21 protein-coding genes are annotated in these 23,019 nt (G+C 61.4%); 8 read left to right on the top strand and 13 right to left on the bottom strand.

What is annotated here, in order from left to right; all coding sequences use genetic code 11:
* The first annotated feature begins 117 nt into the window (after positions 1–117).
* Positions 118–1,419, top strand: coding sequence for a voltage-gated ClC-type chloride channel ClcB (gene clcB, locus WFM45_RS07440; RefSeq protein WP_033633138.1), 1,302 nt, complete (start codon positions 118–120; stop codon positions 1,417–1,419).
* On the opposite strand, the gene WFM45_RS07435 is transcribed toward clcB, so the two are convergent.
* Complete coding sequence (locus WFM45_RS07435; protein ID WP_033633139.1) at positions 1,416–1,808, bottom strand: helix-turn-helix domain-containing protein; 393 nt, start codon at positions 1,806–1,808, stop codon at positions 1,416–1,418. The two genes, clcB and WFM45_RS07435, sit on opposite strands and share 4 nt — an antisense overlap.
* A 70-nt stretch (positions 1,809–1,878) precedes the next feature.
* Between WFM45_RS07435 and WFM45_RS07430 the strand changes: the two genes are divergently transcribed.
* Positions 1,879–2,373: a DUF2938 family protein gene (locus tag WFM45_RS07430; RefSeq protein ID WP_033633140.1), complete on the top strand. Its 495-nt coding sequence runs from the start codon at positions 1,879–1,881 to the stop codon at positions 2,371–2,373.
* Positions 2,374–2,378: 5 nt separating this feature from the next.
* Here the strand turns inward: WFM45_RS07430 and bioD are convergent, their stop codons facing one another.
* The 3 genes from bioD to WFM45_RS07415 all read right to left on the bottom strand — a co-directional run bounded on the left by bioD (position 2,379) and on the right by WFM45_RS07415 (position 5,459).
* Positions 2,379–3,047: a dethiobiotin synthase gene (gene bioD / locus WFM45_RS07425; RefSeq protein WP_082997567.1), complete on the bottom strand. Its 669-nt coding sequence runs from the start codon at positions 3,045–3,047 to the stop codon at positions 2,379–2,381.
* A 144-nt stretch (positions 3,048–3,191) separates the two neighbouring features.
* Positions 3,192–4,409 carry a sugar metabolism global transcriptional regulator Mlc gene (gene mlc / locus WFM45_RS07420; protein ID WP_004938526.1) on the bottom strand — a complete coding sequence of 406 codons (1,218 nt, stop codon included), beginning with the start codon at positions 4,407–4,409 and terminating at the stop codon, positions 3,192–3,194.
* Between the two features lie 159 nt (positions 4,410–4,568).
* Positions 4,569–5,459 carry a LysR family transcriptional regulator gene (locus tag WFM45_RS07415; protein ID WP_004938523.1) on the bottom strand — a complete coding sequence of 297 codons (891 nt, stop codon included), beginning with the start codon at positions 5,457–5,459 and terminating at the stop codon, positions 4,569–4,571.
* Positions 5,460–5,606: 147 nt separating this feature from the next.
* On the opposite strand from WFM45_RS07415, the gene WFM45_RS07410 reads away from it, so the two are divergent.
* Positions 5,607–6,875 (top strand): MFS transporter, encoded by a 1,269-nt coding sequence (locus WFM45_RS07410; RefSeq protein ID WP_031300458.1) that lies wholly within the window; start codon positions 5,607–5,609, stop codon positions 6,873–6,875.
* Between the two features lie 51 nt (positions 6,876–6,926).
* On the opposite strand, the gene WFM45_RS07405 is transcribed toward WFM45_RS07410, so the two are convergent.
* Positions 6,927–8,213, bottom strand: a complete 1,287-nt coding sequence (locus tag WFM45_RS07405; protein WP_033633141.1) for a glycoside hydrolase family 10 protein — start codon at positions 8,211–8,213, stop codon at positions 6,927–6,929.
* 126 nt (positions 8,214–8,339) lie between these two features.
* Positions 8,340–10,136, bottom strand: a complete 1,797-nt coding sequence (locus tag WFM45_RS07400; protein WP_336954982.1) for a glycoside hydrolase family 3 protein — start codon at positions 10,134–10,136, stop codon at positions 8,340–8,342.
* A 332-nt stretch (positions 10,137–10,468) separates the two neighbouring features.
* Between WFM45_RS07400 and tus the strand changes: the two genes are divergently transcribed.
* Complete coding sequence (tus, locus tag WFM45_RS07395; RefSeq protein ID WP_033633145.1) at positions 10,469–11,407, top strand: DNA replication terminus site-binding protein; 939 nt, start codon at positions 10,469–10,471, stop codon at positions 11,405–11,407.
* Here tus and WFM45_RS07390 read toward each other — a convergent pair.
* The 3 genes from WFM45_RS07390 to WFM45_RS07380 all read right to left on the bottom strand — a co-directional run bounded on the left by WFM45_RS07390 (position 11,397) and on the right by WFM45_RS07380 (position 13,437).
* Complete coding sequence (locus WFM45_RS07390) at positions 11,397–11,765, bottom strand: VOC family protein (RefSeq protein ID WP_148875818.1); 369 nt, start codon at positions 11,763–11,765, stop codon at positions 11,397–11,399. The genes tus and WFM45_RS07390 overlap by 11 nt on opposite strands.
* A gap of 90 nt (positions 11,766–11,855) precedes the next feature.
* On the bottom strand, positions 11,856–12,545 hold the full coding sequence (locus WFM45_RS07385; protein ID WP_060559614.1) for a helix-turn-helix transcriptional regulator: 690 nt from the start codon (positions 12,543–12,545) through the stop codon (positions 11,856–11,858).
* A gap of 1 nt (position 12,546) precedes the next feature.
* On the bottom strand, positions 12,547–13,437 hold the full coding sequence (locus WFM45_RS07380) for a LysR family transcriptional regulator (protein WP_336954981.1): 891 nt from the start codon (positions 13,435–13,437) through the stop codon (positions 12,547–12,549).
* Positions 13,438–13,540: 103 nt separating this feature from the next.
* Here WFM45_RS07380 and WFM45_RS07375 point away from each other — a divergent pair, with 103 nt between their 5' ends.
* Positions 13,541–14,206: a peroxiredoxin-like family protein gene (locus tag WFM45_RS07375; protein ID WP_048323296.1), complete on the top strand. Its 666-nt coding sequence runs from the start codon at positions 13,541–13,543 to the stop codon at positions 14,204–14,206.
* A gap of 41 nt (positions 14,207–14,247) precedes the next feature.
* On the opposite strand, the gene fumC is transcribed toward WFM45_RS07375, so the two are convergent.
* Entirely contained in the window at positions 14,248–15,645 is a 1,398-nt protein-coding gene (gene fumC, locus WFM45_RS07370; RefSeq protein WP_004938497.1) for a class II fumarate hydratase, read from the bottom strand.
* 230 nt (positions 15,646–15,875) lie between these two features.
* Positions 15,876–16,208: a hypothetical protein gene (locus WFM45_RS07365; RefSeq protein WP_085336957.1), complete on the bottom strand. Its 333-nt coding sequence runs from the start codon at positions 16,206–16,208 to the stop codon at positions 15,876–15,878.
* Positions 16,209–16,686: 478 nt separating this feature from the next.
* On the opposite strand from WFM45_RS07365, the gene manA reads away from it, so the two are divergent.
* Complete coding sequence (gene manA / locus WFM45_RS07360) at positions 16,687–17,865, top strand: mannose-6-phosphate isomerase (protein ID WP_049278376.1); 1,179 nt, start codon at positions 16,687–16,689, stop codon at positions 17,863–17,865.
* Between the two features lie 140 nt (positions 17,866–18,005).
* Positions 18,006–19,538 carry a YdgA family protein gene (locus tag WFM45_RS07355; protein ID WP_085336958.1) on the top strand — a complete coding sequence of 511 codons (1,533 nt, stop codon included), beginning with the start codon at positions 18,006–18,008 and terminating at the stop codon, positions 19,536–19,538.
* Positions 19,539–19,582: 44 nt separating this feature from the next.
* Here WFM45_RS07355 and WFM45_RS07350 read toward each other — a convergent pair whose 3' ends face one another.
* Positions 19,583–20,737: a serine hydrolase domain-containing protein gene (locus tag WFM45_RS07350; protein ID WP_085336959.1), complete on the bottom strand. Its 1,155-nt coding sequence runs from the start codon at positions 20,735–20,737 to the stop codon at positions 19,583–19,585.
* A gap of 102 nt (positions 20,738–20,839) precedes the next feature.
* Between WFM45_RS07350 and WFM45_RS07345 the strand changes: the two genes are divergently transcribed.
* Positions 20,840–21,748 (top strand): LysR family transcriptional regulator, encoded by a 909-nt coding sequence (locus WFM45_RS07345; protein ID WP_021505436.1) that lies wholly within the window; start codon positions 20,840–20,842, stop codon positions 21,746–21,748.
* Positions 21,749–21,774: 26 nt separating this feature from the next.
* Here the strand turns inward: WFM45_RS07345 and blaSRT are convergent, their stop codons facing one another.
* A complete protein-coding gene (blaSRT, locus tag WFM45_RS07340; protein WP_031300463.1) occupies positions 21,775–22,911 on the bottom strand; it encodes an SRT/SST family class C beta-lactamase in 1,137 nt (378 codons plus the stop codon).
* Between the last annotated feature and the right edge of the window lie 108 nt (positions 22,912–23,019).

Genomic DNA, 23,019 nt, shown 5'->3' with positions numbered 1-23,019 from the left:
GGGGCGCCGACCGCCCCGCCCATGCCGCAGTTTGATAAAGATTCACTGGTCATCGGCCGGAGCGCCAAGCACAATGCGCTGATGACCCTTTGATTTTTCTCACGACGCCGCCCACGCATGAAAAGATTGGTCCACCTGCACCACTATCGCGCCCTGCTGCGCAGCCTGTTTATCGCCGTGTTCATCGGCGTCGCCGCCGCCCTGGCGGTGTGGCTGTTCCACCGTTCGATGATTGGCCTCGAGTGGCTGTTGCTCGGCAATGCCGACGGCAGTCTGGTGGCCGCCGCCGCCGCGCTGCCCGGCTGGCGGCGCGCCCTGACGCCTGCGTTGGGCGGGCTGGCGGCGGGCCTGCTGCTGTATGTTCACCAGCGCTACCGCCACCAGCGCCCGGCGGCGCCCACCGACTATATGGAAGCGATCGAGACCGGCAACGGCAAGCTGGACACCGGCGCCAGCCTGGTGAAGTGTCTGGCGTCGCTGCTGGTGGTGTCGAGCGGCAGCGCCATCGGCCGTGAAGGCGCGATGATCCTGCTGGCAGCGCTGGTGGGCTCGCTGTTTGCCCAGCGCTTTACGCACGAGAAAGAATGGAAACTGTGGGTGGCCTGCGCCGCCGCCGCCGGGATGGCCAGCGCCTATCATGCGCCGCTGGCGGGCAGCCTGTTTATCGCCGAGATCCTGTTCGGCACCCTGATGCTGGCCTCGCTCGGCCCGGTGGTGATCGCCGCGGTCAGCGCCCTGCTGATGACCAACCTGCTCAACGGCGGCCAGGCGCCGCTCTACCTGGTGACGCCGCTCGCCGCCCCCTTGCCGACGCAATACCTGCTGATGGCGCTGGTCGGCGTGGTGGCCGGCGCCGGCGGGCCGCTGTTTTTATGGTTGATGACCGCCACCGGCCGCGCGTTCCGATCGCTGCGCCTGAAGCCGCCGCTGCAGCTGGCGCTGGGCGGCCTGATCGTCGGGCTGCTTTCGCTGTTGTTCCCGCAGGTATGGGGCAATGGCTACAGCGTGGTGCAGGCGCTGCTGATCGCGCCGCCGGGGGTGTTGCTGCTGGGGGCGATCCTGGTATGCAAGCTGCTGGCGATCCTCGCCAGCAGCGGGTCGGGCGCGCCCGGCGGGGTCTTCACCCCGACGCTGTTCGTCGGCGCCGCGCTCGGTTCGATGATCGGCCAGCTGTTCGGCCTGTGGCCGGGGATGGATGCGGCGGTGCCGCTGCTGCTGGCGCTGACCGGCATGGCTACCCTGCTGGCCGCCACCACCCATGCGCCGATCATGGCGGCGCTGATGGTATTTGAAATGACCGGCGAATACGCGCTGCTGCCCGGCATTCTGCTGGCCTGCGTAATCGCCACCACCGTGTCGCGCGGCCTGCGGCCGGTATCGGTCTACCACACCGCGCCGCCGCCCAAACGCGAGGCTTAAAACTCCCCCTGCTGCAGCAGCTTCCTGAACTGCGGGCACTGCAGGTGCTCCGGTTCAGGGCAATCGACCATGTGCTGCAAACCGGCGCGCACCTGCCCCAGACGCCGCAGGGTGCGATCCAGTTCTTCAATCCGCGCCGCCAGCAGCCTGCGATCGAGGGCGATGCGCCCCCGCTCGTCAAACAGCGAGGCGATCTCATCCAGCGTAAACCCCGCCAGCCGCCCGAGGGCGATCAGCTTCAGTTGATCCAGCACGCCGGCGGCGTATTGGCGACGTAAACCGTTGCGGCCTATCGAGGCGATTAGCCCTTTTTTCTCGTAATGCCGCAGCGCCGAGGGCGCGATGCCGCTCAAACGCGCCACCTCGCCAATATCCAGTTCTTTTCCCATTGACTTGAAGTCGACTTTAAGTTGCACACTGTGCGCACATTACACCATGAGTGACTTTAAGGGCACGAAAATGACGACAGAAATTTTACTGATGATTATGCTGACCGGGGTGGGCGCCACGCTGTGCACCGATCTGTGGGCCATCGTGCAAAAGCGCGTGCTGGGCATCCCGCCCCTTAACTACGCGCTGGTCGGCCGCTGGTTTATCGGCCTGTTCGACGGCCGGTTTTATCACGCTCCGATCATGGCGGCGCCGGTGCGGCGGGGAGAAAAAGCGATGGGATGGCTGCTGCACTACGCGATCGGCGTCGCCTTCGCCTTTATCCCGCTCGGCTTGGCGGGCATCGCGTGGTACGCCGCGCCGACGCCGCTCGTCGCGCTGTTGAGCGGCTGGCTGAGCCTGGCGGCGCCCTTCTTCGTGATGCAGCCGGCGTTGGGCTTTGGCGTGGCGGCGGCGAATACCCCCAACCCGGCGCGTAGCCGCATCATCAGCCTGCTGGTGCATACGGTGTACGGCCTGGGGCTGTTTGTCTCCGCCCGTTTGTTGGCCCCTTTGCTGGCCTGAGCGCGCTAGCGCAGCAGCGTGGAGATGTCGAGATAGTGCGCCAGTTCGCGCTGCTCCGCGCGCGGCAGATACGGAATTTCACCCAGCAGCGGCGCGGAAATGCGCTGCTGCAGCGCCGCGATGGTTTCGGCATAGTGCGCCAACCCCGGGTTGATGCGGTTGGCGACCCAGCCCAGCAACGGCAGGCCGTCGTTGATAATCGACTGTGCCGTCAGCAACGCGTGGCTAACGCAGCCCAGCTTGATGCCCACCACCAACACCACCGGCAGCTGTTCCTGCACCACCCACTCGGCGTAAGGCCGCAGATCGTTCATCAACACCCGCCAACCGCCGCTGCCTTCCACCACCACCGTATCGGCTTTGGCCGAAAGATCCCGCAGACCGGTGCTCATCACGCCATAGTTGATGTCCTCGGTCGCATGCGCGTGAAACACCTCATCCAGGCAGGTGATGGGATTGATCTCCTCGTAGGACAGCGGCAGGGTTGAAGATGCCTGCAATACCAAAGCGTCTTTATTGCGGATGCCCTCGCTGGTTTCCTGGCAGCGCGCGGCGATCGGCTTGTAGCCGGCCACCGAACGGCCTTCGGCGGCCAGCGCCTGCATCAACCCGCGGGAAACCACGGTTTTACCGACGTCGGTATCCGTGCCTGTCACAAATAAACGCTTCAACATGAATAAAATGCCCCAGAATGCCCCGTTAACAATGTATCGCCGCACCGGCGGCGAAGAAGTCTTTCGGAAAAATTCTAGGGGATGCTGCCGCGTAGGGGCTTGAGGTAGCTCAATCTTTTGCGGGATTAATAAGAGGTTCTGATGTTAGCCTTGCAGCAGCTGCACCAACAATGAACCATTATACAGCGCCTCTTTCACCAGCGCCGCGCCGGGCATGGTGCCCTGATTGAAGAACTGCGTGGATTCGACCTTGACCTGCTCGCTGTAGGCCGGCAGCGCCTGTTGGCGAATGCAGGAGGCGATGGCCGGGTGCAAGATCTCCGCCGCGCGGTTGAGCGGCGAGCCCACCAGGATCTTCTCGGGATTGAACAGGTTGACCATGATAGCCAGAATGCGCCCCACGCTGTGGCCGACACCGAGAATGATGTCTCGCGCCAGTTGATCGCCCGCCAGCGCGGCGTCGCACAGCGATTCGACGGTCAGCGGCGCACCGTGCAGGCTGGAACTCATCGAGCCGCTCAGCCGCTGCTGGGCGATCTCCAGCATGTTCTCAATGCTGGCCACGGTTTCGAGACAGCCGTGGTTGCCGCAGTAGCAGCGTTTGCCGTAGGGATCGACCTGGGTGTGGCCGATCTCCACCACGCTGTGGCTGCCGGCGTGCAACACATGGCCGCCGGTGATCACCCCGGCGCCGACGTTGTGGTCGATCACCACCTGAATCACGTTCTGGCTGCCGCGCGAGGCGCCGTAAAGCGCCTCGGCCATGGTCCAGGCGCTGATGTCGTGCTGCAGGTAAACCGGCAGACCGGTGCGGGTTTCCAGCGCCGGGCCGAGCGGCATCTCCAGCACGTCGTAAAACGGCATGCGGTGCACCACGCCGGACTGGACGTCGATCATGCCCGGCAGCGTAATAGCGATCGCCGTCAGCCGTTCCAGCTTGCTTTGGTGGCGGATAAAGAATTGATCGACTTCGGTCAGGATGCGCTTCAGCAACGGTTCGGGATGTTCGGCCGCCAGCGGCAGCTGCTCCTCCACCACCAGCTTGCTGCTGAGATCGCGCAGCGCCAGCGTGATGCTGCCGCGGCTGATGCGGGCGGACAGGTAGTGCCAGGCTTCGGTGTCCAACACCAGCCCCACCGCCGGGCGCCCCCGGCTGCCGATCTCCTGGTACTCGGTTTCCTTGACCAGATGGGCTTCCAGCAGTTCGCGCACGATCTTGGTGATGCTGGCGGGCGCCAGCTGCGCGCGTTTTGACAGTTCGATGCGCGAAATCGGACCCAGTTGATCGATTAGCCGATAAACCGCCCCCGCATTGGTCTGTTTGATTTGATCGATATGCCCAGGCTGCCCAACCGCAATCACAAACCGGCTCCTACTATTTTTCGCGCTTCTAAATAAAGACTAGGGGTTATGGTGGGGCTTTTGTCATACAGCGTCAACTATTTGATTCGTTATGTGATTTGCTGCACAAATTCCTCGCAATTTCAGCGTGAATTGATTTTTATTTGCCCAAGCTCAACGTCATTTCAGCATCAACGCCATCAGCGACTGCGCCGCCGCGGTCAACGGCCGCCGGCGGTGGTGCACCAGCCACACTTCGGTGGTGGCGTCCGGCTCCGCCAGCGGCAAATAGCGCACGCCGTCCACCCGCACCCGGGCGAAAGACGCCGGCAGAATCGAGACTCCCAACCCAGCGGAGACCAGCCCGATGATAGTCATCGCTTCCCCCACTTCCTGGGTGATATACGGGGTGATGCCGGCCTTGCCGAGCAGCAGCAGAATTTCGTCGTACAGCGCGGTGCCCACTTCGCGCGAGAAGAACACGAACGGCTCCCGCGCCAAATGTTGAAACCGCAGCGCGCCGCCGGGCGTTTCCGCCAGCGGATGCCCTTCCGGCACCACCGCCACCAGCGGTTCACGCAGCAGCAGCTGATAGTGCAGCGCCTCCGGCAGCCGCGTATTGCGCATCACCCCCAGATCCAGCTCACCGTTCAGCAGCGGTTCGATCTGCTGTTTGGTGTTGATTTCGCGCATCTTGATGTGCACCTGCGGGGACTGCTGGCGAAAGGCGCGCAGGCTGCGCGCCACCACGCCGATAAAGGGCGCGGAGGAGGTAAACCCGATGGTCATTTCCCCCAGTTCACCGCGATCCAGACGCGCCGCCTTTTCCGCCGCGCGCCCGACCTGATCGAGCACCTGATAGGCTTCTTTAAGAAACATCTCCCCGGCCTGGGTCAAACTGACGTTGCGGTTGTTGCGCGCCAGCAGCCGCGCGCCGACCATCTCTTCCAGCGCCTGAATTTGCTGGCTGAGCGGCGGCTGGGAGATGCGCAACCGCTCGGCGGCGCGGCCAAAATGCAGCTCTTCGGCCACGGCGATAAAGTAACGCAGGTGTCTCAATTCGATATTCATATTTAAAAAGTCTTAATTGTAATTATTAATATATTAGACAAAAAATTCGCCGCTCCCTATCATTTTGTTATCTGCAAAATGTCTGTTTATCTCCCCGAAGTTCGGTAAGGAAACGCTGTGACAACCCCTGTGCGTTCTGCGGCCGTGATGCCGTCGACGCTGGCCGCCAACGATGACGCGGCCGCTGCGCCTAAAGTAAAACGCTCCACCCTCAACAACAAACTCCCCTATATCGAACGCGGCACGCCGCAGTTTATGCGCGTTACGCTGGCGCTGTTTTCCGCCGGGTTGGCGACCTTCGCGCTGCTCTACTGCGTGCAGCCGATCCTGCCGGTGCTGTCGCAAGACTTCGGCGTCTCGCCGGCGGAAAGCAGCCTGTCGCTTTCGGTCTCTACCGGCCTGCTGGCGATCGGCCTGATGTTTACCGGGCCGTTGTCCGACGCCATCGGCCGCAAGTCGGTGATGGTGGTGGCGCTGCTGCTGGCGGCGGTTTGCACGCTGATTTGCGCCTTTATGACCAGCTGGCACGGCATTTTACTGATGCGCGCATTGATCGGCCTGTCGCTGAGCGGCGTCGCAGCGGTCGGCATGACCTACCTCAGCGAAGAGATCCACCCAAGCTTCGTCGCCTTCTCGATGGGGCTGTATATCAGCGGCAACTCGATCGGCGGCATGAGCGGCCGCCTGGTGACCGGGGTGTTGACCGACTTCTTCTCCTGGCGCGTATCGCTTGGCGTCATCGGCCTGTTCGCCCTCGCCGCCGCCTGCATGTTCTGGCGCATCCTGCCCGCCTCGCGGCATTTCCGCGCCAGCTCGCTGCGCCCGCGCACCCTGCTGATCAACTTTAAACTGCATTGGCACGATAAAGGGTTGCCGCTGCTGTTCGCGGAAGGTTTCCTGCTGATGGGCAGCTTCGTCACCCTGTTCAACTACATCGGTTATCGCCTGCTGGCGGATCCTTATCACCTGAGCCAGGCGATCGTCGGCCTGCTGTCGGTGGTGTACCTCACCGGCTCCTACAGTTCGCCCAAGGCCGGTGCGCTCACCTCACGCTTCGGGCGTGGCCCGGTGCTGCTGGCGTCGATCGTGATTATGCTGATCGGGATCCTGATTACCGCGCTGCCGCAGGTGCCGGCGATCTTTATCGGCATGATGCTGTTCACCGCCGGTTTCTTCGCCGCCCACTCGGTGGCCAGCAGCTGGATCGGCCGCCGTGCGCGCCGCGCCAAAGGCCAGGCGTCGTCGCTGTATCTGTTCTGCTATTACGTCGGCTCCAGCGTGGCCGGCACCCTGGGCGGCGTGTTCTGGCACAGCTTCGGCTGGAATGGCGTGGCGGCGTTTATCAGCCTGATGCTATTGCTGGCGCTGCTGGTGGTGCATTACCTGAAACGGCTGCCGGAAGCGGCGCGCCTGTGAATGGAAAAAGCCGCGGTGGTTAGCCGCGGCTCGTCATGCCAGAGCCCGTGATTATTGACCGGGTTTCCAGCGAGTTTGCAGGTACTCCACCGCCTTGTCCGTTTGCGGCTCGGTCAGATAACGTTGCCGGAACAGGATGGTTCCCCCCATCCCCGGCAGGCTCTCGTTGAGATCCAACTGCCTTTTCAGCTCGGGGACGCCGCCGTCGACGGTCCAGGCCGGCTCGCTGGCCGATGGCGTGCCCACTTTATACAGCGCCACCCCGGCATAGAGCCGAACCGGCGTGTCTTTCACCACCTCGGCCCACCAGTTGGCCAGCACGTCGTAGCGAACAATTTCACGATCGAAAGGCCAGTACAGCTGCGGCGCGATATAGTCGAGCAGCCCCAGTTTGACCCACTGGCGCGTATCGGCATAGGCCGTATCGTACGACGGCGCGCCGGCCCGCGTCGCCGAGCCGGCAGGATCGTCCGCTTTGTTTCGCCATACGCCCGCCGGGCTGACGCCAAACGCGACCGCGGGCTTCAGTGCTTTGACGGTGGCGGAAACCTGTTTTATCAATTGCAGCGTGTTGTCTCTTCGCCAGTCGGCCTTGTCTGCAAACCCTTTGCCGTATGCGCGATACGTCTTTTCATCATCCAGCGGCGATTGCGGCGTTTCGTAATAGAAATAATCGTCAAACTGAATGCCGTCGACATCGTAGTTTTTGACGACTTCAGCCACCACGCCGGTGATCCAGTTGCGCACCTCGGGCAGGCCGGGGTCGAGCACGAAGCGATCGCTGGCGGTGCGTATCCAGTCGGGATGCAGCGCATAGACGCTGGCCGGCGGCGACTGCAGCGTATGATTGAGTGCATCAATCGTTTGCTGTCGGGTATTCATGGAAACCCGATAAGGGTTCAGCCAGGCATGCACTTTGATGCCGCGTCGGTGCGCTTCTGTCAGCATAAAGGCCAGCGGATCATAACCCGGATCCTGGCCCACGGTGCCGGTCAATACCTCCGACCAGGGCAAGATGTCAGAACGCCACAGGGCCGTGCCGTCCGGTTTAACCTGAAAATACACCGTGTTAATCCCGGTTTTCACCATGTCGTCCAGCGCGTCCGTCAGCCCCTGCTGCTGCAGACGCACCCGCTCTTGCGTGGATTCCGCTTTCAGCGAGGCCGCCGGCGGCCAGTCCAAGCCAATGACCGTAGCCAGCCAGATGCCCCGCATCGGCGTTGCCGGCGGTACAGGCTGCGGAGGCTTTTCCGGCTCAGGGGGTTTGGCGCATCCGCTCACGCCCAGCATGGCGGCCATCAACAGCCATCCGCCTAGTTTTGTTGCGCCTGTCGGCATAAATGTTCTCCTTCCGTGAGTGACGGTTATCCCATCTCGCGGCGTGCGGAGCAAGAAACCGCCCGCTTTATCAACGCCATCCAGCGACCGGCGCCGCCCTTTCTGGCGACGCCGGTACTTATCCCATCACCAGCTCAGCCCAGTCCCGCGAGGGAACGCCACCTTGCCGGTATTGGTTTGCTCATCGTAGTCATGCCAGGTATTAACCGGCAGTTTTCCGTGCGGTTTGATTTTCCCCGTCAGCACCTGCGCCAGCGATATCATCGAAGGGCCACGCCATACGCCGCTGTCATACCCGTAGTAAGAATAGGTGGCGACAGCCGCATCCATGTCTGCGGCATAGTTCACGATATCGTAAGGCGCGCGCAATGAGAGGTGAACGCGTTTTTTCCCCTGCTCGGCGGCGTATTTCAGCCAGCCCGGGTAAGGGCTGCTGTCATTACCCGATCCGGTGGCGGCGGTCACGACGCCATCCTGCTCGGCAGGCGTAAAGCGGGTTGAGAGGGTTCCAAGCAAGAACACGTCGCAGCCGGCAATATGTTCCCTGACCTGGGCGTCGCTCAGTTCCGTTTCCTTCGCGGCCACGACGTTCTGATAGCCCTCCTGCGCCATCACGTTCGCAATGCCTTTGGCCTGCTCGCCCCACGGAGTCAGAATAAAGTAGCGCAGCGCTTTGTCCTTTAACGGCAGCAGACATTGACGGTTGATAACCACGGTAATGGAACGATCGGCAATCCGTTTCTCCAGCTGATGCGCGGAGGACGAAACGTCGTGGGAACAGGGTTTATCGCTATGGCCCATCAGGTGATGGCGCAATTTGAGGCGCAAAATGCGCTCGACAGAGGCATCAATATCGGCCTCGCTGAGATGCCCGGTTTTCACCCGCTGCGCAATGTAGCGGATAAGCTCGGGCAGCAGGCTCGCCTGCGCCGGCGAGGCGATGCTGACAGGCATCAGGGCGATATCCACTCCGGCGGTAAAGACGTTTTCAGCCGCCGCTTGCTGGCTGAAATGCTCGGCAATCGCGCCCATATCCAGCGCGTCTGAAATCGTTACGCCGGCATAACCCAGCTCATTGCGCAGGATCTGGGTCTGGATTTCGCGCGACATGGTGGCCGGCACCGTGATTTTTTCACCGTTGCGGGTGTCGATCTGGCTGTTATCCAGTGCGGGGTACTGAATATGCGCAGTCATCACCATATCCGGCGCCGCGCAGCGATCGATGGCCTGTTTATAAGGGGCGATATCAATGGCAAAAGCTTCTTCCCGCGTACGATCGACGCGCGGCAAACCGGTATGCGAGTCGGTGGAGGTGCTGCCATGGCCGGGGAAGTGTTTGTACGCGGTGATCAGCCCCTGCTGTTTCATGCCCGCCACCATGTTTTCCGCCAGGCGGGCAACGGTGTTCTTATCATCGCTGAAGGCGCGAACGTTAATCACCGGGTTGAACGGATTGGTGTTGACGTCCACGACCGGGGCAAAGTTGGTATTGATATGCAACGCGCGCATATCCTGGGCCATCAGTTTGCCCTGTTCAACGGCGAGCTGTTTATCCGCACCGCCCTCGATCGCCGCCGCCAGCGCCATATTGCCGGGGAATGAGGCGTAGTCGCCGCGCGGCAGCCGGAAAACGTTACCGCCTTCGTTATCCGTGCCAATAAACAAACGAACGCCCGCGTGGGTTTTCAGCGCGGCATACCAGGCCGTCAACGTTTTGATCTGCTGCTTGTCTTTCAGATTATTGGCAAACAGGATCACCCCACCGATGTGGTTATCGGTGATCAGCTTGCCAATGGCTGCATCGGGAACGGTCATATCCTGATTGCTGCTACCGTTCTGATCCCAGTAGCGAAAATCCAGCATGATTTTTTGCCCGATCTTCTCTTCCAGCGTCATGTTTTTGACTTTCTGTTTAATATCCACAGTAAACCTCCGTTTAAAGCACCCGTTAATGACAGAAGAAAAGATAACCCGAGGGGCTCATAGCGTCCTGCCATTCTGTTTGTTCCAGCAATTGGACAACGGCAAACGGAAAATGGATTAAACAGAAGACAAACGAACAGGAGAAAATCCATCAATGAATCAAAACACTATGTATAGCGGGTGTATTGTGTGCCCTGCTGCCAAAAGCCGTTATGGCGTATTTCCTGCTGGTAAGCCGGGTGGCCAGTGAAGCCGCTCCCTCTTCGTTTGCCGATGTTGCCCCCAGTCGGCTACTCCTCTATAGTATGTTGTAACTAATATGGGAGTGTGCGATGAGCAGATACGATGTGATTGGCCGAATGAACGCCTGCTTTGCCGAGCTGGAGCAGGCGCTCGGCGCATTGCAGCAGCAGATCGCCCCGCTGCGGTTGCTGGCGGCGCGGGTGTTCAGCCTGCCGGAGGTTGAAAAAGGCCAGGAACATCAGGCCATTTCGCATATCGCGGTCGAGCAGCATGTGGGGCAAGCGGCGCGCGATCTGGCGCTGGAGCATTATCAACGGTTGTTCATCCACCATAACCGGGAGAATGTCAGCAGCAAGGCCGCCGTGCGCCTGCCCGGCGTCATCTGTCTGGCAGTGGAGCAACCGGAATATCAGACGTTGCAAATGCAGCTGGCGCTGATCAACCGCCTGAAGGGTGAACTGGAACAGATTATCACCGTCGATTCCGGCCTGGCGCCGGAGCAGCGTTTCGAGTTCGTGCACACCCATCTGCACGGGCTGATTACCCTCAGCGCCTATCGCACCCTCACCGCCCTGACCAATCCCGACTCGGTGCGCTTCGGCTGGGCCAACAAGCACATCATCAAAAACGTCAAGCGGGACGACATTCTGGCGCAGCTGGAGAAAAGCCTGAAAGCCGGCCGCGCGGTGCCGCCGCACAGCCGTGAACAGTGGGCCGCCCTGGTCAGCCGCGAAATAGACGACGTCAGCCGGCTGCCGCAGCAGGCGACGCTGAAGATCAAACGGCCGGTAAAAGTGCAGCCGATCGCCCGGGTGTGGTATCAGCAGCAGCAAAAACAGGTGCAGCACCCCTGCCCGCTGCCGCTGATCGCCCTGTGTCAGGTTGAAAGCGGCGCCGCGGTGCCGAAGATCGGCGAACTGCTCAACTACGACGCCGAGGCGGTGAAACACCGTTACAAACCCGACGCCAGGCCGCTGCGGCTGCTGGTGCCGCGTCTGCACCTGTACACCGACGACGCTACTCGCTGAGAGCATACACCCGCAGGCGATGGCCGTCCGGATCTCGCGCCACGAAGGTGTAACCGAACTCCATCTCGGTCGGCGTTTGCTCGATAGTCAGCCCAAGCTCACGCCACTGGTTATAGCGCGCCTCCACCTCTTGCGGATCCTGGCATAAAAAGCCCAGTTCACCGCCGCCGCCGGTCAGCGTGGCGGCGGGTTTTACCCCCTGTTTGGCCCACATCCCCAGCTTGAAGCCGTTGTTGAGCACGAACAGGGCAAAGCCGGGTGAAAGCTCCACCGGCGCCTGCCCCAGCAGGCGTTGATAAAAGGCGGCGCTGTTGAGCGGGTTGTCGACATAAAGCAGGGTCATGCTGGGAACAGTCATTGGTCTGTCCTTTGGGTGATGGGAACCGGCCGGTTCCCGATAGGCACAGACTAAGGCGCGCGACTGACAGTTTATGGCAGCAGCGTGCCGCTATTGCTCCGCAATGCCCTCGCTGAGGCGCCACTCTTGCAGCAGCCGCCGCCGGCCACGCGGATAGCGCTGTTCAAACGGCGTAGCGGCCTGAATGCGATCGAGACGAAAATGGCGAAAGGCCTGACGCAGCTCGCACCAGGCGACCAACATCTGAAACTGATCGAAAAAACCCAGCGCAAAGGGCCACAGCAGGCGTTCGCTGCGCTGCCCCGCCAGATCGAGGTAGTCGATATGCAGTTTGCGCTCGCAGCGGATGGTGTCTCGGATCAGCACCCGCATCTCATCCGCCACCGGCGGCGCCTGAACCGGCGCGATAAGCAGCGTATTGGCCTCCAGCTCCTCCCGCAGCGCCGGCGGCAACACCGCGGCGATCTTGGCCAGCGCCTGACCCGCCGCGCTCGCCAGTTGGCTGTCGCCGCGGCGGCTGACCCAGCGCATCCCCAGCACCAGCGCTTCTGTCTCCGCCGGCGAGAACATCAGCGGCGGCAGCGTAAAGCCGGGGCGCAGCACATAGCCGACGCCCGCCTCACCGGCGATTTCCGCCCCCTGCTGCTGCAGCGTGGCGATATCGCGGTACAGGGTGCGCATGCTGATGCCCAGCGTCTGCGCCAGCGCATGGCCCGCCACCGGATAACGGTGGTTGCGCAGCAGCTGCATCAAATCGAGTAAACGTTGTGCGCGCGACATATCACGGCTCCCTGCATAGCGCGGTTTGGACAAAATCGGCAAAGGCCCGCGCCTTGGCCGAAACGAAATGGCCGCCGGGGAACACCGCCCACAGCGCCAGCGGCGGCAGTTGCCAGTCCGCTAATACCGCGATCGCCGCCCCGCTTTGCAGCTCGCTGCGAAACAGGCCTTCGCTGGCGACGGTGGCGCCAAAGCCCGCCAGCACCAGCTCGCGTACGCACTCCGCCGCGTTAACCCGTATGCGCCCCGGCAGCCGCAGCGCGCGCTGTTCCCCTTCGCGGCTGAAGCGCCACTGCTCGCCGCCGCCACGGCGATGGTAAATCACCATCTCGTGCTGCAACAGATCTTCCGGCCGCTGCGGCATACCGGCAGCGACAAAATAGCCGGGCGTGCCGATCACGCATTGCTTTACCTCACCCAGCTTGCGGGCGGTAAAACCGGAATCCTCCAACTCGCCAACACACAGGGCAATATCGATGCCTTCTTCAATCAGCGACAGATTGCCGTCATCCAGCAGCAGATCAACATGCAACCGTGGATTGGCGCGCATAAACGCCGTCAAATCAGGCAAGGGAACGATGCGGGCGAACACCGCCGCCGAAGCGACCCGCAACCGGCCGCTCAGGGTCTCGCCAGCGCTCTGCACCAGCGCTTCCGTCTCCGCCAGCTCGTTCAGGATGCGCCGGGTGCGTTGATACAGCTGCTGTCCCGCATCCGTCGGCTGCAGGCCGTGGGTCGAGCGCAGCATCAGGCGCGTGCCGAGCTGCTGTTCCAGCCGCGCCACCGCTTTTGAGACCGCCGGCTGCCCCACGTGCAGCCGCCGCGCCGCCGCGGTAAAGGAGCCGCTCTCGTAAACGCAGGCATAGGTTTCGTAATCGGCAAATTTACCCATGGCATTCCTTACTGGAATAACGGTTAGCATTTATTGCAGTCTACACGCGCTATTTCGGAATGGGCAAGATGAGCGCTCCCCCTCATTCCTGTCAGGAGAACGCATGACACTGCAAGACAAACTCGATGCCTTCAAAGCGGCATTCGAAGCCGACCAACTGCCGTTCAAACTCGCGGCGCAAGATCACGCGCTGATGCGTGAGGCGATCCAGGCGCAGATCGCGTCGGGCATGGCCGAACGCGCCCTGAAGGTCGGCGACGCCGCGCCCGGCTTTACTCTGTCGGACAGCGAAAACCGACCATGCTCTTCCACGGCGCTGCTGGCAAAAGGGCCGCTGGTCGTCAGTTTCTATCGCGGGATCTGGTGCCCTTACTGTACGCTCGATCTGCAGGCGCTGCAGGCCGCACTCCCCGCCATCACGCAGTACGGCGCGCAGCTGTTGGCCGTTTCGCCGCAGAGCGCGGTGCATAACCGCAAGGCCGCGCGCGATCACGATCTCACCTTCCCGTTGCTCAGCGATACAGGCAACCGTCTGGCGGCCCAGTTCGGCCTGCGTTACCGCCTGCCGGACACGCTGATCGCCCTGTATCAACAGCGGCTCGGCCTCGATCTGGCGCAGTTCAACCAGGATGACAGCTGGACGCTGCCGCTGCCGGCGCGATTCGTCATCGCCCGCGATGGCCGTATTGTCTACGCCGAAGCGCACGCCGATTACACCCAGCGGCCGGAGCCGCAGGCGCTGTTATCGGTGCTAGAGATGTTGGCTTGAAAAGACGGGGCGCAACCGCGCCCCATTTAGGCATGACGTCATTATTTCTGCATGCTGCCGACCATCGCTTCCGGCCGCACCCACTCGTCGAACTGCGCTTCGGTCAGGTAGCCGAGCTTCAGCGCCGCGGCTTTCAGCGTCAGCCCTTCCTTGTGCGCTTTCTTGGCGATTTCCGCAGCCTTGTCATAACCGATATGGGTATTGAGCGCCGTCACCAGCATCAGCGATTCGTTCAGCAATTGGGAGATGCGATCGCGGTTCGGTTCAATTCCCACCGCGCAGTGCTCGTTAAAGCCCTGCATGCCGTCGGCCAGCAGGCGAATCGACTGCAGGTAGTTGTGGATCACCATCGGGCGGAACACGTTCAACTCGAAGTTGCCGGAAGCGCCGCCGATGTTCACCGCCACGTCGTTACCCAGCACCTGAGCGCACAACATGGTCATCGCTTCGCACTGGGTCGGGTTGACCTTGCCCGGCATGATGGAGCTGCCCGGCTCGTTCTCCGGGATCGAAATCTCACCAATGCCGCAGCGCGGGCCGGACGCCAGCCAACGCACGTCGTTGGCGATCTTCATCAACGAAGCCGCCAGCCCTTTCAGCGCGCCATGCCCTTGCACCAGCGCATCGCAGGTCGCCAGCGCTTCGAACTTGTTCGGCGCCGTGACGAACGGCTGATGGGTCAATTCCGCCAGCGCTTTAGCGACGCGCACCGCGTACTCCGGATGGGTGTTCAGGCCGGTGCCGACCGCCGTGCCGCCCAGCGCCAGCTCGGCAATGTGCGGGATACTGTCCTCGATGTGTTTCAGATTGTGCGCCAGCATCGCCGCCCAACCGGATATCTCCTGCCCCAGGGTCAGCGGCGTGGCGTCCTGCAGATGGGTGCGGCCGATTTTGACGATATCGCGGTAGGCTTCGGCCTTGTCGCTCAGCGTCTTGTGCAGCACTTTCAGCTCGGGGATCAAGTGTTCGCGCAGCGCAATCACCGCCGCCACGTGCATCGCGGTGGGAAACACATCGTTGGAGCTCTGGCTTTTATTGACGTCGTCGTTCGGGTGCACCTTGCGCTCTTCACCGCGCACGCCGCCCAGCAGCTCGCTGGCGCGGTTGGCCAACACTTCGTTCATGTTCATGTTGGTCTGGGTGCCGGAGCCGGTTTGCCAGATTGACAACGGGAACTGGTCGGCATGGCTGTCCGCCAGCACTTCGTCGGCGGCGTTGATGATGGCGGCGCCCCGCTCGGCCGGCAGCAGCCCCAGATCCACGTTGACCTGCGCGGCGGCGCGCTTGGTCAACGCCAGTGCGTGGATCAGCGCGGTCGGCATTTTTTCGGAGGAAATACGGAAATGCGCCAACGAACGCTGGGTTTGCGCGCCCCACAGCTTGTCGGCCGGTACTTCGATGGGGCCCATAGAGTCTTTTTCGATACGAACGCCTGCCATCACGATCTCCTTAGCATAATTCCTAAAATTGTAGGGTTAGGCCGACGCGCTCCCCCTCGTCGGCATGCACTCCCAGTATAGTGACATAATAACTATTCGCATTAAGAGAGTTATCTCACAGCACGTTTCATCTCTTTTACCCATTAACGACGCGGTTATTTTCCGCCGGTTAACCCGCGATGAAATAAACGGCCGGGAATGAGCCTGGAGAATAAAAATCTGGATAACCATTAACGCGGATGACGCGCATTAAAATTATTGATGCGCTGCGCCTGTAAATGATTGAGCTCATCGATCCGTTGCTGCTGCAGATGATTGATCTCGTCGTAGGCGTCCTGCCGTTCATGATGCCGATACGCCCCGGTCGCCACCGCACCGGCGGTGAGTGCCAGCGGATGCGCCACAGGCGCGATCGCGGCGGGAACCGCGACCGGGGCGGGTGTGACGACGATCGGCGCTGGCGCGATCACCACGGCGCGCGGCGCCACGTAGGGATAGGCGACAATCACCGCCGCCTGTGCTGCGCCGGTGCAAAACCCCAACAGCAACAACAGTGTTTTCATGCAACAGACCTCTTGTTTCGTTAAATCGACGTGTTAGCCGTTACGGTAAATGGGTCTGACGCCCAGGTTTAAGCTCAGCGTGTGATAGCCCGGTGCAGCGCGAGAATAATAATAAGGGAATGGCTCAGACGGTAAAAAATAAATTCAGCCGACATAGTTTGACATGCTGAAAAAATAAATAATGACGTAGAATGACCAGGCTAACGGCAATAATCCCCGTTGGGCCAAATAATAATCGATCGGCGGGTTTTCCGGGCCGCCTTGAGACCTGCGCGCCAATTGAGACCCCGATCGTTATCACGTTATACTTTGGCCCCATTGCCGGGCGCGACGTTATCCGGCGTTTTTTTGATCGCGCCCATGATTTTTCCTGCCGACGCGGGCGTAGGATAGCTGTCGGCACAGATTTAGTTAACCGTATAAAATTAGTAAGTTATTGTCATCCAGTACGACAATGACGTTAAGGACGTTTATCGACATGCAAAAAATGACCAACGCGGTACAGAATTACGCTTGGGGCAGCCACGATGCGCTGACCCGTCTTTACGGCATCGCCAACCCGGATAATCAGCCGATGGCCGAACTGTGGATGGGCGCCCATCCCAAAAGCCCTTCCCGCGTGCCGGGCGCCGACGGCGAACTGCGTTCGCTGCGCTTTCTTATCGATGAAGACCAGCCAAAGCAGTTGGGCGCCAACGTCGCCAGCCGTTTTGGCGAGCTGCCGTTCCTGTTTAAAGTGCTCTGCGCCGATCAGCCGCTGTCGATCCAGGTTCACCCAAGTAAAGCGGCTGCCGAGGTCGGCTTCGCGAAAGAGAATGCCGCCGGCATTCCGCTGAGCGCCGCCGAACGCAACTATAAAGATCCCAACCACAAACCCGAGCTGGTGTTCGCCCTGACGCCGTTCCTGGCGATGAACGGCTTCCGCGAACTGGCCGATATCGTTTCCCTGTTGCAACCGATCGCGGGCGCGCACCACGACATCGCCGCCTTCCTGCAACAGCCGGACACCGCGCACCTCGCGACCCTGTTCGCCAGCCTGTTGACGATGAGTGGCGAACAAAAAGCGCTGGCGCTCGGCGTGCTGAAAGCCGCGCTCAACAACCAGCAGGGGGAACCCTGGGATACCGTGCGCTTTATCGCCGGCTTCTATCCGGACGACAGCGGTCTGTTCTCACCGCTGCTGCTGAACGTGGTGCAGCTCGCGCCGGGCGAGGCGATGTTCCTGTATGCCGAAACGCCGCACGCCTACCTGAAAGGCGTAGCGCTGGAGGTGATGGCCAACTCGGATAACGTGCTGCGCGCGGGCCTGACGCCGAAATTCATCGACGTGCCCGAGCTGCTGGCCAACCTGCAGTTCCGCCCGCAACCGGCTTCCGGCCTGCTGACCCAACCGGAGCAACGCGGCAACGAGCTGTTCTTCCCGATCCCGGTGGAGGATTTCGCCTTCTCACTGCACGATTTGACCGCCGCACCACAGGCGCTGGCACAGCGAAGCGCCGCCATCGTGTTCTGCGTCGCCGGCGAAGCGACGCTGGAGAAATCCGGGCAACGCCTGACGCTCAAACCGGGCGAATCCTGCTTTATCGGGGCGTTCGAATCCCCGGTCAACGTCAGCGGCAGCGGCCGCATCGCCCGTGTTTATAACCAGCTGGCCTAACCGTTGATAAATTTCAGCAAATTGCTTGCTGAAAGCGAGAGCTACCCCCACAATTAAACGCCTGCGGGCGTTTTTTATCGGCCCCTATTTGCCCCTCCCATGCAACGGAGGGTGATAAGAAAAAAGGATGAAACAGAGCTATGAAAAAATCGTTAGTCGCTGTCAGCGTCATTGTCGTTCTTGGCGCAGCATGGACCGGGGCATCCTGGTACACCGGGAAACAGATCGAGCAGCACATGGGCGAAGTCGTCGACAACGCCAATGGCCAACTGAAAGCCTACCTGCCGAAAGCCGGCGTCAAGCTGAGCTATGAAAATTACCAGCGCGGCCTGTTCAGCAGTAAAGTGCGTTATGTGCTGCGTTCCGACGGCACGGATACCAGCGAAAACGCGGCGCTGAAAGCCGGTGAAGAAGTGGCGTTCCTGGAAACCATCGATCACGGTCCGTTCCCGTTCGCGCAGCTGAAAAAATTCAACCTGCTGCCGAGCATGGCGTCGGTGCATACCGAGCTGGAAAACACCCCGGCGGTGAAAGGTCTGTTTGAAACCACCAAAGGCAAATCGCTGTTTACCGCCGATTCGCGCATCTCGTACAGCGGCGATACCGCGTCCACCATCGACTTTATCCCACTGGACTACCAGAAGGATAAATCTTCGCTGAAATTCAGCGGCGCCACCATTGACGCCGATGTGTCCCGCGATCTGAAAAAATTCGCGCTGGACGCCAATAGCGACACTATCGTGTTCGCCAGCCCGAACGAATTCGGCCAAAACGAGCAGATCACCTTCCAGGGCTTCAACCTGAAAGGCAACAGCAACGAAAGCAAGTTCGGCGTGAAGCTCGGCGATCAGACGATGACGCTGAAGCAGTTCAAACTGACGATCGACGGTAAAGATACCGTGGCGTTGGACGGTTTCAATCTGGTGAGCAAATTTGGCGAGCAAGGCAGCAGCAATATCGGCGGCCAGATCGACTACACCATGGACGCGCTCAAGGTGCAGGGCAACGACTTCGGTGCCGGTAAACTGACGCTGAAAATCGACAACGTCGACGGCAAGGCGCTGAAAGACTTCTCCGACAGCTACAACCGCCAAACCATGGCGCTGCTGCAGCAGGGCGAGAACCTGGATCCGGACGTCTACGAACAGCAGACCTCCGAGATGCTGCAAAAGAACCTGCCGCTGCTGCTGAAAGGCAACCCAAGCCTCAGCATCGCCCCGCTGAGCTGGAAAAACAGCAAGGGTGAGAGCGTCTTCACGCTGGATCTGGCGATGACCGATCCGAGCAAGGCAGCTTCCCCGGCACAATCGCCGGATCAGCTGATCGCTCAGGCGGTTAAAAAGCTGGATATCAACCTGACCATTCCGGAAGCGATGGCTACCGAAGTGACCGCGAAGACCGCCTTGTTGCAGGGCTATAATGCGGAAGACGCGCAGAAACTGGCGCAGCAGCAAGTGCAGGGCCTGGCGGCCATGGGGCAGATGTTCAAGCTGACCACCCAGAAAGACGGCGTGATCGCGAGCCAGTTCCACTATGCCGACAACCAGGTTGACCTGAACGGCAACAAAATGTCGCTGCAGGAGTTCATCGGCCAGTTCGCCATGCTGGGCGCCCCGGCGGAAGACGCTGAACCGGCTCAGGAAGCGGAACCCGCTCCGGCACCGGCGCAGTAATCGCCTGAAAACCTGACAAGGGCCCCCTGCGGGGCCTTTTTTATTTACGCCGCATAAACCGCATCGCGGATCTGCTGCGGGTAGCGGCCGCACATGCCTTCAAACGCGGTGTTGGTCAGTATCACCACGCTCAGCTGCGCCTGTGGATCAAAGAACCAGCTGTGGCCGTAAACGCCGCCCCAGGTCAGCGTGCCGGCGTGCTGCGGCGTCTGCGCGGCGTCTGGATCCACCAGCAGCGCGCCGCCAAAGCCGAAGCCCCAGCCCGGCCCTTGCGTTTGCGCCTGCGCGCCCACGTGCGGGCTGCGCAGCAACGCCACCGTGTCCGGCTGCAACATGCCCTGCCCGCCGCTGCGCAGCGCCTCCACCAGCTTCAGCACGTCGTCGGCATCGCCGACCATGCCCGCGCCGCCGGAGGGATAGGCTCCGACGTTAAGCGCGCGCGCCGGCGAGAACGTCACTTCTCCCCCCGCCATGCCTTCCGGCAAGGCGATCCGCACGCCTTCCGGCATGCGCTGTGGCCCCTGCGGGGTGTTGTAATACGGCGTCGCCAGGTTAGCGGCGTCCGTCGCATGGAATGCGGTGTTGCCAAGCCCCAGCGGCTGCGCCACCCATTCGACAAACAGCTGCGGCAGCGACATGCCCGTCACTCGCTCCAGCACCGCGCCAAGCACGTCGATCGCCAGCGAATAATTGAAGCGCTCCCCCGGCGCCGACAGCAACGGCGCCTGCGCCAACAGCCGCAGGTTTTGCTCCAGCGTCAGCGTCGACAGCTCCACGCCGTCCTGGATCCCCAACTGATGGTAAACGCCCGCCGGCGGTTGGTTCAGCCGATAGTCCAGCCCGGCGGTATGGCTCAGCAAATGACGGATCTTGATCGTCGGGCGCCGGCCGTCCGCCAGCGCCGGGGTAAACCACGGCAGCCAGTCGCTGACCGCATCGTCCAGGCTTAGCTTGCCTTGCTCAATCATGCGCAGCGCCGCCAGCGTGGTATAGGGTTTGGAGACCGACGACAGCCGAAACTGCGTTTCCCGCCGCATCGGCCGCCGCGCTTCGCGATCGGCATGACCGGCCGCCCCGGCGTAGCAAATTTCGCCCCGCCGCGCCACCAGCACCACGCTGCCCACGATGCGCCCTTCGGCCATCGCCTGTTGATCGATCGCCGCGATCCGTTCTGTTAACGCCCGTTGTTCTGCCGACATGATTTTAATCTCTCTGAGGGAAAGTAAAACCAGTCTAAAACGTTCTTCATAAATTAAAATAAGGCATAATTTAATGAATCATTAAGCACGGGTTATTGATAGATGAGTTCACTCCTGCAACTGTTGCCCTATTTCGAAGCCGTGGCACGCCTGGGCAACTTTACCCGCGCGGCCAGCCAACTGGGCGTCACGCCGCCGGCGGTGTCGCAAAACATTCAGGCGCTGGAGAATCAGCTGGGAGTGCGGTTATTTCACCGCACCAGCCGCTCGGTGCGCCTCAGCGACGAGGGCCGGTTGTTCTATCAGAAGGTGTCGCCGGCCATGGGCCAGATCGATGTGGCGGCGGACGATGTGCGCGCTCTGGGCGCACAGCCGGCAGGCCTGCTGCGCATTACGCTGCCGCAGTTGGCCGCTTCGCTGCTGGTGATGCCGCATCTGGCGGCGTTTCAGCGGCGCTATCCCGAGGTGCAGCTGGAGCTGTTTACCGAAGACCGCTTTTCCGATCTGGTGCTGGGCAGTTTCGATGCCGGCATTCGCATGCATGCCATGCTGCAAAAGGACATGATCGCCGTGCCGATCGATAACGGCCAGCGCCGGGTGCTGGTCGCTTCGCCTGACTATCTGGCGCGCTGCGGCGCACCGGCCACGCCGGACGATCTGCTCGCGCACCATTGCCTGCGCTACCGTTTTCCCGGCAGCGGCAAACTGGAACCCTGGTATTTCAGCCTGGGCGACGATGAACGCGCGCTGGACGTCAGCGGCAGTTTGATTTTTAACGAAGACAGGCTGATCAAGGATGCGGCGTTGGCGGGGCTGGGTATCGCACAGCGTTTTCAGGGCACGGTGTTGCAGGAGCTGGCACAGGGGCAACTGGTGGAAGTGCTGCCGGGTTACGCCAGCGAAGCATCGGGATTTTTCATCTACTTCCCCGCCGGCAGACATCTGCCGCTCAAACTGCGCGCCTTTATCGATTTCATGCGCGAGCAACGTGAACGGCAGCATCGGTGGTAGGGGCGCCCCGCCGGCGCCCCTGATTGTCAGCGCTTCTCCAGCGCCTGGATGATGCGATAAGTCGCCTCGACCCGATCGTCGTTCGGGAACCATTTGTTGGCCAGCATCACCACGGCGATATTCTTCGCCGGGATGAACACCGCGTAGGTGGAGAAACCGCCGGTAGAGCCGGTTTTGTTATACCAGCCGGCGCGCAATTCCGGCTGCGGCGGCGTGATGGCGGTAGCCGGCGTGCCGTTCATGATCATCCCGGCGTTGTTGCCCTCGATCAAACGCGACAGTTTCACCGGATACGGGTAGTTCTCCCACATCAGATCCTGCGTGAACGCGCCCGCCTTATAATAGCCGACGTGCGTCCCGGCCAGCGCGTCGCGCCACGGCTGTGCGACCTTCACCTGCTGCAGGTTGGCGTCCAGATAGCGAATCAGATCGCGAGCGTTGGACTTGATGCCGTAAGACTCGGCGTCCAGCGGGCCGGGATTGACCCGCACCGGCTTATCGTCCTTGTTGTAACCCTGCGCATAGTTGGCCATCTGCGCCGCCGGCACCTGAACGTAGGTGTGGCTCATGCCCAGCGCCGGCAACATCCCCTGTTCCATCGCCTGGATAAACGGCTGGTCGAGGCTTTTGGCGGCGATCATGCCCAGCATGCCGATACCGAGATTGGAATAGACGCGGTAGCTGCCCGCCGGGTGTTTCGGCTGCCAGGCCCGGTAGTAGGCCATCAGTTGGGCGTTGTCGGTCACGTCGTCCGGCACGAACAGCGGCAGGCCGGAGGTATGCGTCGCCAGATTCAGCAGGCTGACGCCGTCGAAGGCGCTGCCGCGCAGCTCGGGCAGGTAGCGGCTGGCCGGATCGTTGAACGACAGCTTACCCTGCTGCTGCGCATAGACCGCCAGCGTCGCGGTGAAGGTTTTGCTCAGCGACCCCACTTCGAACAGCGTCTGCTCGGTGATCGGTTTGCCGGTCTGCTTCGAGGCCACGCCATACGGGTAAATCTGCTGTTTGCCGTCAACCGACACGGCGATCGCCATGCCCGGCACGCCATATTTTTTCATCAGCGGCTGAATAACGGCGTCGATATCCTGCTGCTGTGCGGCCTGTGCGGTCGGCAGGATCAGCGCAGCGATCAACGCGGCCGCCAGGCGGTTCATTTTCGTCATGATAGAAGCTCTCAGGTTGCAGGGCATCGGCCGCGGCCAAAAGTTTTTATTGGCGTTATGCACGGCGCTTTCCCTGGTTGATGATGTCATTCCTTTACGGCTGCCGCG

Origin of the sequence: Serratia sp. KG1D (genome assembly GCF_037150675.1) — a bacterium.
GTDB classification, from domain to species: Bacteria; Pseudomonadota; Gammaproteobacteria; order Enterobacterales; family Enterobacteriaceae; genus Serratia; species Serratia nematodiphila.
This window is presented reverse-complemented; position numbering and strand designations above follow the sequence as displayed.